This window comes from Streptococcus sp. ZY19097, from assembly GCF_040731245.1.
Lineage (GTDB): Bacteria > Bacillota > Bacilli > Lactobacillales > Streptococcaceae > Streptococcus > Streptococcus orisratti.
Genome location: NZ_CP160400.1, coordinates 37,516 through 49,832 on the forward strand (window position 1 = coordinate 37,516; position 12,317 = coordinate 49,832).

12 protein-coding genes and 3 pseudogenes are annotated in these 12,317 nt (G+C 37.0%); 9 read left to right on the top strand and 6 right to left on the bottom strand.

From position 1 onward, the window contains the following. Nucleotides 1-10: 10 nt before the first annotated feature. Nucleotides 11-160 (top strand): 50S ribosomal protein L33, encoded by a 150-nt coding sequence (gene rpmG, locus ABZ559_RS00195; protein ID WP_001265622.1) that lies wholly within the window; start codon nucleotides 11-13, stop codon nucleotides 158-160. A gap of 582 nt (nucleotides 161-742) precedes the next feature. On the opposite strand, the gene ABZ559_RS00200 is transcribed toward rpmG, so the two are convergent. Continuing rightward, nucleotides 743-1,348 (bottom strand): CoA pyrophosphatase, encoded by a 606-nt coding sequence (locus ABZ559_RS00200; protein WP_018376949.1) that lies wholly within the window; start codon nucleotides 1,346-1,348, stop codon nucleotides 743-745. A gap of 176 nt (nucleotides 1,349-1,524) precedes the next feature. Here ABZ559_RS00200 and ABZ559_RS00205 point away from each other — a divergent pair, with 176 nt between their 5' ends. Genes ABZ559_RS00205 through ABZ559_RS00220 form a run of 4 tightly spaced genes read left to right on the top strand, consistent with a single transcriptional unit; the run spans nucleotide 1,525 to nucleotide 4,404 of the window. Continuing rightward, on the top strand, nucleotides 1,525-1,851 hold the full coding sequence (locus tag ABZ559_RS00205; protein WP_018376434.1) for a PadR family transcriptional regulator: 327 nt from the start codon (nucleotides 1,525-1,527) through the stop codon (nucleotides 1,849-1,851). Beyond that, the gene (locus ABZ559_RS00210; RefSeq protein WP_367006744.1) at nucleotides 1,838-2,416 is read left to right on the top strand and encodes a DUF1700 domain-containing protein; all 579 of its coding nucleotides are present in this window, start codon (nucleotides 1,838-1,840) and stop codon (nucleotides 2,414-2,416) included. Before ABZ559_RS00205 ends, ABZ559_RS00210 begins: the two co-directional genes overlap by 14 nt. A gap of 3 nt (nucleotides 2,417-2,419) precedes the next feature. Then, nucleotides 2,420-3,325, top strand: coding sequence for a DUF4097 family beta strand repeat-containing protein (locus ABZ559_RS00215; RefSeq protein WP_367006745.1), 906 nt, complete (start codon nucleotides 2,420-2,422; stop codon nucleotides 3,323-3,325). Nucleotides 3,326-3,339: 14 nt separating this feature from the next. Beyond that, the gene (locus tag ABZ559_RS00220) at nucleotides 3,340-4,404 is read left to right on the top strand and encodes a DUF4097 family beta strand repeat-containing protein (protein WP_367006748.1); all 1,065 of its coding nucleotides are present in this window, start codon (nucleotides 3,340-3,342) and stop codon (nucleotides 4,402-4,404) included. Between the two features lie 82 nt (nucleotides 4,405-4,486). On the opposite strand, the gene ABZ559_RS00225 is transcribed toward ABZ559_RS00220, so the two are convergent. Both ABZ559_RS00225 and ABZ559_RS00230 read right to left on the bottom strand, forming a co-directional pair. Next, the gene (locus ABZ559_RS00225) at nucleotides 4,487-4,840 is read right to left on the bottom strand and encodes a DUF1304 domain-containing protein (protein WP_367006750.1); all 354 of its coding nucleotides are present in this window, start codon (nucleotides 4,838-4,840) and stop codon (nucleotides 4,487-4,489) included. A 10-nt stretch (nucleotides 4,841-4,850) separates the two neighbouring features. Then, the gene (locus ABZ559_RS00230) at nucleotides 4,851-5,276 is read right to left on the bottom strand and encodes a MarR family transcriptional regulator (RefSeq protein ID WP_018376439.1); all 426 of its coding nucleotides are present in this window, start codon (nucleotides 5,274-5,276) and stop codon (nucleotides 4,851-4,853) included. 285 nt (nucleotides 5,277-5,561) lie between these two features. Here ABZ559_RS00230 and ABZ559_RS00235 point away from each other — a divergent pair. From ABZ559_RS00235 to ABZ559_RS00245, 3 genes and pseudogenes are all read left to right on the top strand, one after another. Next, nucleotides 5,562-6,190: pseudogene (locus ABZ559_RS00235) on the top strand (recombinase family protein); the annotation flags it as partial. Between the two features lie 364 nt (nucleotides 6,191-6,554). Continuing rightward, the gene (locus ABZ559_RS00240) at nucleotides 6,555-7,322 is read left to right on the top strand and encodes a hypothetical protein (protein ID WP_367006753.1); all 768 of its coding nucleotides are present in this window, start codon (nucleotides 6,555-6,557) and stop codon (nucleotides 7,320-7,322) included. A gap of 17 nt (nucleotides 7,323-7,339) precedes the next feature. Beyond that, nucleotides 7,340-7,450: pseudogene (locus ABZ559_RS00245) on the top strand (LPXTG cell wall anchor domain-containing protein); the annotation flags it as partial. A 210-nt stretch (nucleotides 7,451-7,660) separates the two neighbouring features. On the opposite strand, the pseudogene ABZ559_RS00250 reads toward ABZ559_RS00245, so the two are convergent. Together ABZ559_RS00250 and ABZ559_RS00255 are read right to left on the bottom strand one after the other, a co-directional pair. Beyond that, a pseudogene (locus ABZ559_RS00250) lies at nucleotides 7,661-7,868 on the bottom strand (DALR anticodon-binding domain-containing protein); the annotation flags it as partial. Between the two features lie 188 nt (nucleotides 7,869-8,056). Further along, the gene (locus ABZ559_RS00255) at nucleotides 8,057-10,387 is read right to left on the bottom strand and encodes a YhgE/Pip domain-containing protein (RefSeq protein ID WP_367006756.1); all 2,331 of its coding nucleotides are present in this window, start codon (nucleotides 10,385-10,387) and stop codon (nucleotides 8,057-8,059) included. A 130-nt stretch (nucleotides 10,388-10,517) separates the two neighbouring features. Between ABZ559_RS00255 and ABZ559_RS00260 the strand changes: the two genes are divergently transcribed. Continuing rightward, complete coding sequence (locus tag ABZ559_RS00260; RefSeq protein ID WP_367006758.1) at nucleotides 10,518-11,054, top strand: TetR/AcrR family transcriptional regulator C-terminal domain-containing protein; 537 nt, start codon at nucleotides 10,518-10,520, stop codon at nucleotides 11,052-11,054. Between the two features lie 55 nt (nucleotides 11,055-11,109). Here the strand turns inward: ABZ559_RS00260 and rpsD are convergent, their stop codons facing one another. Next, a complete protein-coding gene (rpsD, locus tag ABZ559_RS00265) occupies nucleotides 11,110-11,721 on the bottom strand; it encodes a 30S ribosomal protein S4 (protein ID WP_321058153.1) in 612 nt (203 codons plus the stop codon). Between the last annotated feature and the right edge of the window lie 596 nt (nucleotides 11,722-12,317).

The window sequence follows — 12,317 nt, forward strand, 5'->3', positions numbered from 1 at the left end:
GGGAGATACCATGCGCGTAAATATTACACTTGAACACAAAGAATCTGGTGAACGCTTGTACCTTACTTCAAAAAACAAACGTAACACTCCAGACCGTCTTCAATTGAAAAAATACTCACCAAAATTGCGTAAGCACGTTGTGTTTACTGAGGTGAAATAGGGATTCACTACACGTCAATAGACGGTAGAAACCTTGATTTAATGAGATTTTTGAATTATTGAATTTCATTACATTGCAGTACAAATCAACCGAATCACTACATTTTTCTCTACACTTTTTAGATAATAAAATTTAAGTAGAACATGCAGATAATAAAAGGAACACTTCGTAGGAGGTGTTCCTTTTTAGCTTCTTATTTACCAACTGAAGAAAACCGATACAGTTATTCACCGTCTAAAATATTTTCTAACATTGGTTCGATAGAACTACATTTTAAATCTTCAATGAGCCGACGAGCATGGAAAGAATTTACTTTCAGAACTACATAACGCTAGGAAAAAATTTTATCTTTAGAAATTTTTGTATTTATATTTCATATCTAATTCTTGATAGATATAATTTCTCAGAACTTCTTGAAGAAGCAATTTAGTCTCATACATCTCATGGATACATTTGAGTAATAGGATTTTACTTTTTGAATAATAGTGTTATAGAAAGTAAGCATACGAGATATTTAGCCCTAATAAATCGGTATTCGCTTGTTTATCAAATGGTTTTTTCTTCTTTGGACTTATTATGCTCCTACTTTCCTTCTAATATCTCTGTAAACCGATGTGTAAACTGGGCAGTCATGCCCCAAAGGTTTTCATCACCGATGTCATAGAAAGGGATTCTACGGTCATAATGACTAAATTTATACTTGCGGCCATTTCGAATGCGCTCAAAAGGAAAGTCTCCTGTTGCTTGAACTTCAGTCTCCAGACGATAGTAAGTCGGGGGCTGGTTTTTCAATTTTTCCAAGGGAATAGTGAAAAGGCGTTCGACTTCTTCATTTGGCTGGATACTTTGCCAATTTTCAACAAAAAGTTGACCAACAAAGCAGTGAATGGTTTGTTGATTGCTGACTAAATAGTCAATCTCACCCCAAAGATCAATCTTCTGAGAAGGCAACTTTAACTCTTCCATAGTTTCACGAATGGCGGCTTGCTCAAACGTTTCTCCCTTTTCAACAGCACCACCTGGGAATGCAACTTCTCCTGGTTGCGAAATGCCTTCGCTACGGACTTGATAGAGAACCTCCCAACCTGATTTACCATTCCATATTAAAGGTAAAAACACCGCATAACAACGTTCTTGCCCCAAAGGATGCGGTTCATAGTGGTTTAAAATATTCTTTAAATCTTGCATGTTTTTCCTCGAAAGTTTTTTCTGAAGCTATCATAGCACAATTTCGCTAGAATTTCTGTGCTAATCACTTTTAAAAATATATAAAAATTTTATATATTTTTCCTTGACTTTATCTCAGAATAGGTTTATATTTTATATATAAAATAATTATATATAAAATATAGGGAGGTGAGTCCATGTATTTTCCAACATCTGCTGTATTGATTGAATTTCTAATTTTAGCTATCGTGGAAAAACAAGATTCCTATGGTTATGAGATTAGCCAAACTATCAAATTAGTTGCCAACATCAAAGAGTCAACTTTGTATCCCATTCTCAAAAAATTAGAAAAGGCTGGTTTCTTGACCACTTACTCCCAAGAACATCAGGGACGGAAACGTAAATACTATACCATTACTGATGAGGGAGAGGCACAGCTTATTTTTCTAAAAGGAGAATGGCAGAGCTATAAAGATACTTTAGACGGAATTATTGAAGGGAGATTACGACATGACAAGGACTGAATATCTAGCAAAGCTAGAACATTATTTAAAACGATTGCCACAAGCGGACTATCAGGAAGCTATGGACTATTTTACCGAATATTTTGATGAAGCTGGACCTGAAAATGAAGCACAAGTGATTGCAGAATTAGGAAGTCCCAAAGAAGCAGCAAGTGACTTAATAAATCGTTTGCTAGATGAAAAAATTGTAGATGATACAAAGACACCCCGAAAAACTACTAGAACTGTATGGATTGCTATATTAGCGATTTTAGGAACACCTTTGAGCCTTCCTTTAGTGTTTATACTATTTGCTCTTCTGATTACCATTTTGGCTGTAGGATTTGCTCTTGTTATTACCGTTCTTATGTTAGGCGTTGCTTTTTTAACATCGGGTCTGTATATGCTCTATGATAGTTGGTCGTATCTTAGTATTTCAACTTCAACGACAACATTAGGATTAGGAATTGGCTTATTATCTATAGGGCTATCCATATTGGCTATTATGGCTGCTGTAAGCATCGCTAAACTATCCGGTCAAGGTATCATTGCTCTAGCCAAACATACAGTAAAGAAAAGGAGATAGAAAATGAAAAAATGGGTAAAAGTTCTTTTAGGAATTGGTATCGGCGCTACTTTATTAGGTGCTACATTGGCTGCTTACGGCTTTGCAACTGGAGGAGTCTCTGATTTAACCAATGCCAAAAAAATTTCTACTAAAGTGAACTATAAAAAAATGACATTAGATACCTTTAAAAATATTACTCTTGATAGTGATGTTTCAGATGTCATTATTACTAAAGCTGATATTGACAAACCTTTTATTTCTTACTCAACTGAAACCAAATCACCTTTGACTCATGAAATCAAAGATGGGACTTTAAAGGTAAGTCAGAAAAGTTCACAGTTTCCTAAGAGTCGCACTGTCATTAATTTTTTCGACCTTTCTGACCTTATTGGTTTCACTCAAAACGGCCAAATAACTACCCCCTATACAATCTTGATTTCTGTTCCTCGAGATACTAACTTGAACTCAGTGAAAACCAACCTAAAAGCTGGGAGCCTATCTCTCAGTGATATAAATATAGCTGATGCTAATTTTGAAATTTCTGCGGGTGACCTAGATATTGAAAACACAACCATCAATTCTGGTCATGCCAATATCTCTGCTGGTAGTAGCAGTTTTGACAAGAGTTCTCTCACCAAGTTCAGTCTTACAGCCAACGCTGGTGAAGTTGATTTTGAAAATAGCACTGCTGACCAGTCAAATTTCAAACTAAATATGGGTGATTTTTCTGCCAATGATATGACTTTTAAAGGAACAAATACCCTCAATATTGCAGCTGGTGATACAGATATCACTTTAGCTAGTAAAAACCTAAAAGTTAAACTTGACAATAATCTTGGTGATGCTGATATTACTGATCAACTAAATCAATCAAGTCCAAACACACTGACTATTAAGAGTAGTATGGGTGATATTTCAATTCAATAATAAGGAGACCTCTCATGACAAAAGACGACTTTTTGAATCAACTAAGTTTACACCTCAAAAATATTCCTCAACATGATTATAATGAAATTATGGAACACTTCACCGAGTATTTTGATGAAGCTGGACCAGATAAGGAAGCGCAAATTTGTCAAGAATTAGGCGAGCCCGCTGATGTTGCAGAAGAAATTATTAACACGCTAGACATCAAAAAAATCCAACCAGAAAAAGATTGGACTGATTGGGATGATGACGAACCTATACCAGCTACTTGGATTGAGCAGAAATTCTCTTCGATAACGTCACTTACTTTCCAGCTGTACACCCTGAACCTTGATATTTTTACAGATGACATCGCACAGCCTACACTTTCTTACTACAGCGATGGTGACAACATCACTGTCAATCAGAATGGGGGCAGACTAGACATTATTGAGAATAAACTAGCACAGGAAAATAGCATGATTTTCTCTAACCTCTTCGTTGGACGTTTGTTGGAAAAACGACAAACAATTACTCTGATTTTACCAAAGAACGTCCAATTATCTAGCATTATAGGTGATAGTAAAAATGGCGACGTCTCTCTGAACGAAGTTACATGTGACAGCTTTGTCCTAATTTCTTATAATGGTAATATTGAAGTTTCTTGTCTAAAAAATGCTCACGCAAAAATCAAGAGTAAAAATGGAAATATCAAATTGACTAATTGTCAATTTATTCAGAGCAAACTAGAAACTAAAAATGCAAATCTTAATTGTTTTGAATGTCAATTATCAAACTGTCAAATTGTCAACAAAAATGGAAATATACGAACTATTCAAGGAACTATTCAAGAAACTCAGTTGGAAAATAAAAATGGAAACATTATCATCGAACACACTGAACTTACTGCAAAAATTGACGTTGAAAATAAAAATGGTTTCATTGACATCACGTTGACAGATGATAACCTTAGTCACTGCCAAGTAAAAGCACAAAATAAGAATGGTTTTGTCACTATTAGTAAACAGGCAGGAAAAGCTCTCCCAACTCAGGTTAACCTTAGCCTTACAAATAAAAATGGTGTGATTAGTTTACACTAAAAACTAGTCATGACTCCCTAAAATAGAGGTTCATCAATTACTAGATGAACCTCTATTTTTTTTATAGGAGTGGATTTTTAATTTAAAATAATAAGCTAAGTAGCGCTAAAATAGCTAAGCCACCTTGGGTCAAGATAATTTTCTTATCAGCTGTCAAGCTACCGTAAAGTGCAGCAAAGATTACATTTAACAAGAAAATTGTAACCACAGTTATACTTCCTGTAAACACACCGTAAAGTAAAAAGACTGCAATTAAACCATTGTAAATACCTTGGTTTTTAAAAAGTTTATTAACTGAATCACGTCGTAACTCTTCTTGACTCATGTTGAAAACACGGCTTGTTGCAGCTGATTGGGTTGCAAAAGTCTCCAAATACATAATATAAAAATGCTCCAAAGCAACTAAAGTTGCTAAAATTAAAGTAATAATTGACATAAACTTCTCCTTAAAAATTTATATTTTCTAATCCAGTAACCAATTTGTCAAGTAAAATGGACAAGTTTTGAACTTCTGAATCGCTTAAAATTTGTTGCATTTGTTGCTTTACTTTTTTATGTTCTTGACTCGGATTTACTTGTATTTCTTGAATGGCTTTGTCTGTCACATAAACGATCACCTGACGTTGATTTTTAGGATTTCGTTTCCTTTCAATATAAGCTGATTGCTCCAAAATCCGCAAATGTCGTGTTATCGCCGCTTGATCAATTTGTAAACTATCCTGTAAAGCTATTTGAGTGCATGGAGCCTGTTTCAAAAGCTGAGATAAAATTTCATATCGAGTCAAACTAATTCCCAACCTTTCTTCAAAAAGTTGAGTAATCTTCTGATCACTTCTTTTAAGTTGATACATCAACGAGCTAAGTTCAGTCATGTAAACCTCCTATAATTGACAAATCAATTATTGACTAGTCAATTATATAATATTCTATTTTTGATTTCAAGAAAATTGCTCTAAAATTACGATAATAGTATGCCGTCCCCCTTGAGGCAAATGTTTTAACCATAGAAAATAAAACATTTCTAAATAGAATAAAAAAACGAACATGACAAATCGGTACTATGTCCACACTGGGACAGAAAAAAACACTTTTTATGAGCTTCCCCTTTCTTCTAAAATAGAACCATCCCGCTACAATAGTAAAGGAAGGAGGAAACGGTGAAGAAAATCATTAAGCAACATCAAGAAAGCGGCTTTGTCGTTATTGGCTACGCCCGTGTCAGTTCAACAGTCAACCGCCAAGAACTGGGGCTGGAAGTTCAAAAAGAAGCTCTAAACTTTTGCGACAAGCTCTACATCGAAAAAGAATCAGGCGGCAACCAAGACCGACCGCAACTTCAAAAAGCTATCAAGCTCGCCAAGGATTGCGCTGAAAGTGGCATAGAAACCAGCTTTGTGGTCTATAAGCTAGACCACCTGACCAGAAAAATGCTCCACCTGTCGCTATCATCTCGGAACTAACCAGCTATAATATCCGCCTTCAATCTCTTCACGAACAAATCGAAACGGATTCACTAACAGGTAAATTCTTCTGTCTTATGTTGGGCTATGTGGCAGAGTGGGAGCTTCAAGCTATTTCAGACCGCACCAAAGACGGTCTGCGTAAAGCCAGAGAGCGAGGGGGCAAGTTGGGCAATAAAGGCATATCAAAATCCAAAGAAAAGCAAGTCATTAGAAGTTATCTGGAAGAAGACATGACTATCCGAGACATCGCCAAGCAGCTCCAGATTTCCACTGCCACCATTTATAGTGTTTTAAGGCGCAACAATATCCGAACAAACCGAGAAATTAACCCAAAAATCGTTGACAAAAGCTAGAAAAAACAGTAAAGTAAAATCGTATAATGTTTTAGTAGACGGTCGTTTGTTAAAACAATTAAAGTTATCAATAAAAAATGTTAGAAATGCTGATTTGACGGGTTTTTGAACTTTTGTCAGATTGGCATTTTTTGATTTTTCATTGTTTTAGTTAACGACCGTTAACTAAAACACGCACAAATCCTATTGTAGCAGGGGTTTATTCAAAATAAAAGGAGGGCAAACTAAAAAGGGTTGCGAAAAGGTGAAGAAAATGAAAAAGTTTATTAAATTAGGTGTTGTTTTTGCGTCAGTGACTATTCTTAGTGGCGTAGTCGCACCTGTGGGTGGGTAGTTGCTGAACGCTCCTACTGTTGTTCATGCAGATGAGCAACCTATTACCTATCGCATTCACTATTCCTTGAATGATACAGTGGAGAATGGAGGTGTTCCTTCTTATACGGATATCGCACCATATAAGGAGGGTGTAATTTCGAAGGGTGAAACCATTATAGAAGTGGCGCCACATATTGATGGCTATGTTGTAGATGGTGCTAATAGTATATCAATCACCTATGATTATGTTACTGGTGATAATGTTTGGCATGATGAAGACTGGTATCCTGCGGATGGTTTTCTTTATAATAAGGTTGACACTCCAAGCTCAACCCCCGAAAAACCAGTTCAGCAGCCTAAGACTCTTAATGTCGTTTGGGTCTCTATTGATGGCGACCTAAGTAACACCACTCTCAAAGAAGAAGTTATTACGGTTAATCCAGGTGAAAGCCACACTGTATCGGCGCTTGATTTCTCTGGCTATAGGCTTACAGATGGATCTAAGGTTGGCACATATACCTATGAGACAATGGAAAACAAGACCCACGTCGGTATCTGGTACACACGAGATCATTCGACTCCAACACCGGAACCAACTCCAGACCCTACTGTGACCGAAGAACCGACAACAGCGCCGACACCGACGACGGAAACACCGCAGACGGAGACAAGTAGTACCGAGTCTAGTGCAACCTCAAGCAGCAGCTCTGCTAGCACCACAAGTGGTAAAGCAGACAGCCATCAACAGCAAGCACAGAGGTCACTGAAGCTAAAACAGAGGCGCTAACAACTCAAAAAGAAGAGAAAAAGACCTTACCAAAGACAGGTGAAGAGGCACAAATGCTCCTTAGCCTGACTGGAATAGGAGTGCTAGTTGCTAGCCTACTAGCTTGGAAAGAACGCCGCAATCATTAAGGATAGATAAAAAGAGGTTGAGCAAAAAGTCCAGCCTCGCTTCTCAAAGTTCGTGTCAATATTTCATCGCAGTGGTTGATTGGCAGATTTGTTCGTGTTTCACACTCCAAATCTGACCTAAATCAACTGTGCGGGGGGTGGGAAGACGAACTCTTTTTAGACTTATTGAGTTCTTTCCCACTCCCTTTTTTAGTCCTTGTTTCTCGAATCTTACATCTTATCTGGAGCTTCTACACCAAGGAGTTGGAGGGCTTCTTTGAGGACGGTTGCATAGCTGAGGATTAGGCGGCTATCCTGTTCTGGATTTTCGTCAAGGATACGGATGTGGGCGTAGTATGCTGAAAGTCTGTGTTTGATTGATGGCAAATTTTGCTACGATAGAGGGCTCAAAGTTGTCAGAGATATGGTAGATGACCTTATGGGACTTTCATGCTTTTTCTATTTCGATACAGGATAACTTGGTTACTAACGAATAGGCTTTTCAGCCCATAACAAAACACTCCTCTTTCTAGTTTACTAGATGTCAGTGGGAGTGTTTTTCGTATGTCTTATTTTAGGGGTCAGTGCCGTTTTGATATGTCTTTTAATGCTATTTTGAGTGTTCAATTAATGAACGACTTCCTTTTTTGGTCTATAGATCAGCACAGCCATTACCATAAAAGCAAGAAGGAATGCTGATAAAATACCAACCTCTTTGCTAATGTTCCCAGTCATTGAAATCGTCTGACGTAGCCCAGATACGATATAAGACATTGGTAGATAAGGATGAACCACTTGGAAGAATTTTGGGCTGAGTTCGATAGGATAAGAACCTCCTGCTGATCCAACTTGCAATAAGAGCATTAAGAGTGAAATGAAGGAACCGTAACGGTCATCCCAACCAACTAAAGCTGTAACCAAGGCCATTAATGTCCAGCCGCTCAGAATAATCAGCATTATAGTATGCAGATTATAGTTGGCCTCAAATCCAAGGAATTGAATAGCACCATACAATACTAATGAACCAACAGTTGAAATCAATCCATTAATAAAGAATTTTTGTTTGGCCCATTCAAAACGATTTTTCACTGGGCGTCCTGACAATGAGCTGGCAAAGATAACGTTCGTTGAAAGGGCAACTACCATAAGTGATACCGCAATCATGTAAGGTGCCATACCAATACCATTTACTTTCACGCTGTCATTGTCTGTTTCTTTTGTTGATACAGGATTGGAAACCAACTTGGCGTTCTTATTTGTTACAGAAACAAGTGATAATTGCTTACTTGCATCTGTAAGTGAAGAGGACAATGTTGAAAGACCGCTTGTCAACGTTGTCAATCCACTTGTCAACGTGCCGCTGCCAGCAGCTAACTGACTTGAACCAGAAGCTAATGCTTCTGCACCAGATTGCAATTGAGAAGTACCACTTGTTAGCTGATTATTATTAGCAACCAATTGGTTAGCACCAGAAGCGATTTGCGAAACAGCGTTTGTATAGGTTGTTGCCCCTGTCAACAATTCATTTGCACCACTACTTAATTTTGTGTTAAGCGTTGAGACTGCTGAAGCGATTTGACTACTTCCAGGAACAAGTTGTGTAGTGGTAACTGTATTAACCTTAGTTAAACCAGCAGATAATTTTGTTAAAGCTGCAACAGATCCAGGTAAAGCAATATTTGATTGGCTTGCAATTTGTGAAACTCCCGCCTGCAATTCAGTTACCTTACTTGATAAAGACGATAGTGCTGCTAAAGCCACCTGCATTGCTTTGGCATCTTTTAAAATTTGTTGTGCTTGTTGACTAACACTGTTTCCTGAAGTATTTAATGCATTAACCAGTTCAGCCTGCTGACTTGCATCTAAACTTTGGTAAGCAGCTGTTGCTTGAATAGCAGCTAATCTGTCTGAACTATCCTTTTCCTCTGCTGATAAAATTCCTGTAGCTTGTGAAGCAATATCATTTAAAGCAGTTGAAATTTTCGTAGTGTCAATATTTGAAGATACCTCAGAAACAGAAGTATTTAGTTGCTGAATACCAGCATTTAATTGTGGTAAACCTGAAATTAATGATTGAATATTTTCAGCTTCTTCTGCCGAAAGTGTTGTAGAGGTTGCCAGTTGCTGTAAACCATCTGTTAAACTATTAGCCCCATCAACTAGTCGTTGTACTTGTGTAGAACTTTCTTTCAGCTGAGCGATACCACTGATAAGAGCCGCTGAGTTACTATTTAATTCATTTGCACCACTCGCCAAAGTTGATACACCATTTGTATAAGTTGTTAAACCACTTGAAAGTGTTGCTGTTCCATCTGCTAAAGTTTGGCTGCCTGATGCTGCTGTATTGAGGTTGTCTGTAATAGTTTGACTACCAGATTCAAGTTGTTTACTTCCTGAGAGCAATTCATTACCACCATCACTTGCTTCTTGTAAACCATCTTGTAAACTAGACATACTCTTAAATACAGCCTTTGTATAAGTTGTCGTGATATTCTTAGAAACGGTATCCTTAAGCTTAGTCATTGCAGACTCGCTCATCTTAGAGGCTACAAAGCTACGTCCAACTGTTGTTTGATAATTTATCGTTAATTTTTCAGGGTCATCTGTCAAAAGACTAGCTGCTTTTTCAGACAAGTCTTTTGGCAAAGTGATAACCATATAGTAATCACCGTTTCCTAAACCTTCTTCAGCTTTTTTTTCGCTAACAAAGTGATAATCTAATGCTTTATTTTTAGACATACTGTCCACCATATCATCACCAATTGATAAGGTCTGATTATTAAGCGTTGACGACTTATCTTGATTAACGACTGCTATTGGTAAATTATCCACATTACCGTAAGGATCCCACATGGAACCTAAGAAAGATAAGTTATAAAGTGCTGGAATAAGAGCAACACCAATCATTGTTACCCAAAGTTTGGGACTTTTTATAAGTGCTTTTAATTCTTCTAACATATTTTCTCCTATTTTGGACACATTGTTCAAAAATTGTGATAAAATATATTATACAGAGATATGAAATAATTTCAAGAAAAAGAAGGAGTTTTTGGACACTCTGTCTATAAGTGTTCAAAAGAGTTTTATTATGGTACGTGATAATCGCAGAGCTAATACAAAAAAAGCCATTCAAGAGGCGATGGTAGCTCTCTTAAAAATAGAGAGTTTTGACGACATTACCACCATTAAAATTGCCAAAGAAGCTGGCATCAGCCGCTCAAGCTTCTACACACACTATAAGGATAAATTTGAATTGATTGACTCTTGTCAACAAACTCTTTTTAATCAAGTTGAATATATTTTTGAAAAGCACGAAGGCAATAAGGAGCAAGCATTTTTAGAGATTTTTGAATTTCTAAAACGTGAGCGGTTACTTTCTACCTTAATTTCGGCAAATGGGACACGGGAATTTCAAGCTTTTATTATTAATAAGGTGCGCATCTTTATCAACACTGATTTTCAAAATCGCTTTGGGCGTGAAGAACTTTCCTCTGTTGAAAAAGAATACAGTAGTATCTACTTTGCCTACGCCTTTTTTGGCCTCTGTCAATCTTGGATTGCCAATGGTAAAAAAGAATCTCCGCGTCAGATGACTAACCTAATTCTAAAACTCTTACCTATTTAATTTTTTGACAAAAGTAAAAAGAGTCGCAAGGACTCTTTTAATAATACTTTTAAAATTAAAGTTGTTTGTTGTAGTATTCAACGACAAGTGCTTCGTTGATTTCTGGGTTGATTTCATCACGTTCTGGAAGACGAGTCAATGAACCTTCAAGTTTTTCAGCATCAAATGATACGAAAGATGGACGTCCAAGTGTTGCTTCAACAGCTTCAAGAATTGCAGGAACCTTAGCTGATTTTTCACGAACTGAGATAACTTGACCAACTTCAACACGGTATGATGGGATATCAACACGTTTACCATCAACAAGAATATGACCGTGGTTTACAAATTGGCGAGCTTGACGACGAGTTGTTGCCAAACCAAGACGGTAAACAACATTGTCAAGACGGCGTTCCAAAAGAACCATAAAGTTGAAACCAAGTGTTCCACCTTTGATTTTAGTAGCTTGTACGAACAAGTTACGGAATTGTTTTTCACCCAAACCATATGAGAAACGTAATTTTTGCTTTTCAGCTAATTGCAAACCGTATTCTGAAAGTTTTGAACGGTTGTTTGGACCGTGTTGTCCTGGTACGTAGTTACGACGTGCCAACTCTTTACCTGTGCCTGTAAGTGACAAACCAAGGCGACGTGATTGTTTCCATGATGGACCTGTATAACGTGACATTTTCATGTCCTCCTATAAAAATATAATTTTGTAGGAAATAACGTTTTAAGAAACCCTGATTCGTGCAGGTGTCCTTCGCCTAAACAGCCAAGGTTACTTATAGCAAGACAACTGTTGACGAGCTTCATGTCTCTCTGCTGTTATTTCACACGAAAACCAGTATAACACAAAAAAAAGGCTCTGTAAAGCCTTTTTAGTTGCTAAATCAGGACAAACGCATGAAGAAAATCATTTGTTGAAAAACTTTTGAAAACGTAAAAATGTCAAATTTTAGGTATTTCGAGAGAGTTTACTCAAAAATGGTTGTCTTCTTTTCCCAAAATAGCTCTTGAAAAAATTGCTTTCTGTAACTATTGTTCTTGACACCCTAACTTTTCAGAATAAATTTTTGTATTTCAGAAATTTATTGGAACTTTTTTCTTCATGCGTTTGTTGTGATTGCTAAATTCAGTTATCAGACCATTTCCTGCGGAGTTCTTAATATAAAAACGACCTCCACTAGAAAAATCAAAAATATCCTAAATAATTGTTTACCAGAGGATTTGACTTTTTGAAGTCTTTCTTCCAACTTATTAGAATAAAGAACAGGTAGCGGA

Bases quoted from the DNA above. Each gene is read 5' to 3' on its own strand.
- ABZ559_RS00200 (WP_018376949.1), bottom strand. From the start codon at position 1,348: ATGCAAGATTTAAAGAATATTTTAAACCACTATGAACCGCATCCTTTG.
- ABZ559_RS00210 (WP_367006744.1), top strand. From the start codon at position 1,838: ATGACAAGGACTGAATATCTAGCAAAGCTAGAACATTATTTAAAACGA.
- ABZ559_RS00225 (WP_367006750.1), bottom strand. From the start codon at position 4,840: ATGTCAATTATTACTTTAATTTTAGCAACTTTAGTTGCTTTGGAGCAT.
- ABZ559_RS00230 (WP_018376439.1), bottom strand. From the start codon at position 5,276: ATGACTGAACTTAGCTCGTTGATGTATCAACTTAAAAGAAGTGATCAG.
- rpsD (WP_321058153.1), bottom strand. From the start codon at position 11,721: ATGTCACGTTATACAGGTCCATCATGGAAACAATCACGTCGCCTTGGT.
- ABZ559_RS00215 (WP_367006745.1), top strand. From the start codon at position 2,420: ATGAAAAAATGGGTAAAAGTTCTTTTAGGAATTGGTATCGGCGCTACT.
- ABZ559_RS00220 (WP_367006748.1), top strand. From the start codon at position 3,340: ATGACAAAAGACGACTTTTTGAATCAACTAAGTTTACACCTCAAAAAT.
- rpmG (WP_001265622.1), top strand. From the start codon at position 11: ATGCGCGTAAATATTACACTTGAACACAAAGAATCTGGTGAACGCTTG.
- ABZ559_RS00260 (WP_367006758.1), top strand. From the start codon at position 10,518: ATGGTACGTGATAATCGCAGAGCTAATACAAAAAAAGCCATTCAAGAG.
- ABZ559_RS00255 (WP_367006756.1), bottom strand. From the start codon at position 10,387: ATGTTAGAAGAATTAAAAGCACTTATAAAAAGTCCCAAACTTTGGGTA.
- ABZ559_RS00205 (WP_018376434.1), top strand. From the start codon at position 1,525: ATGTATTTTCCAACATCTGCTGTATTGATTGAATTTCTAATTTTAGCT.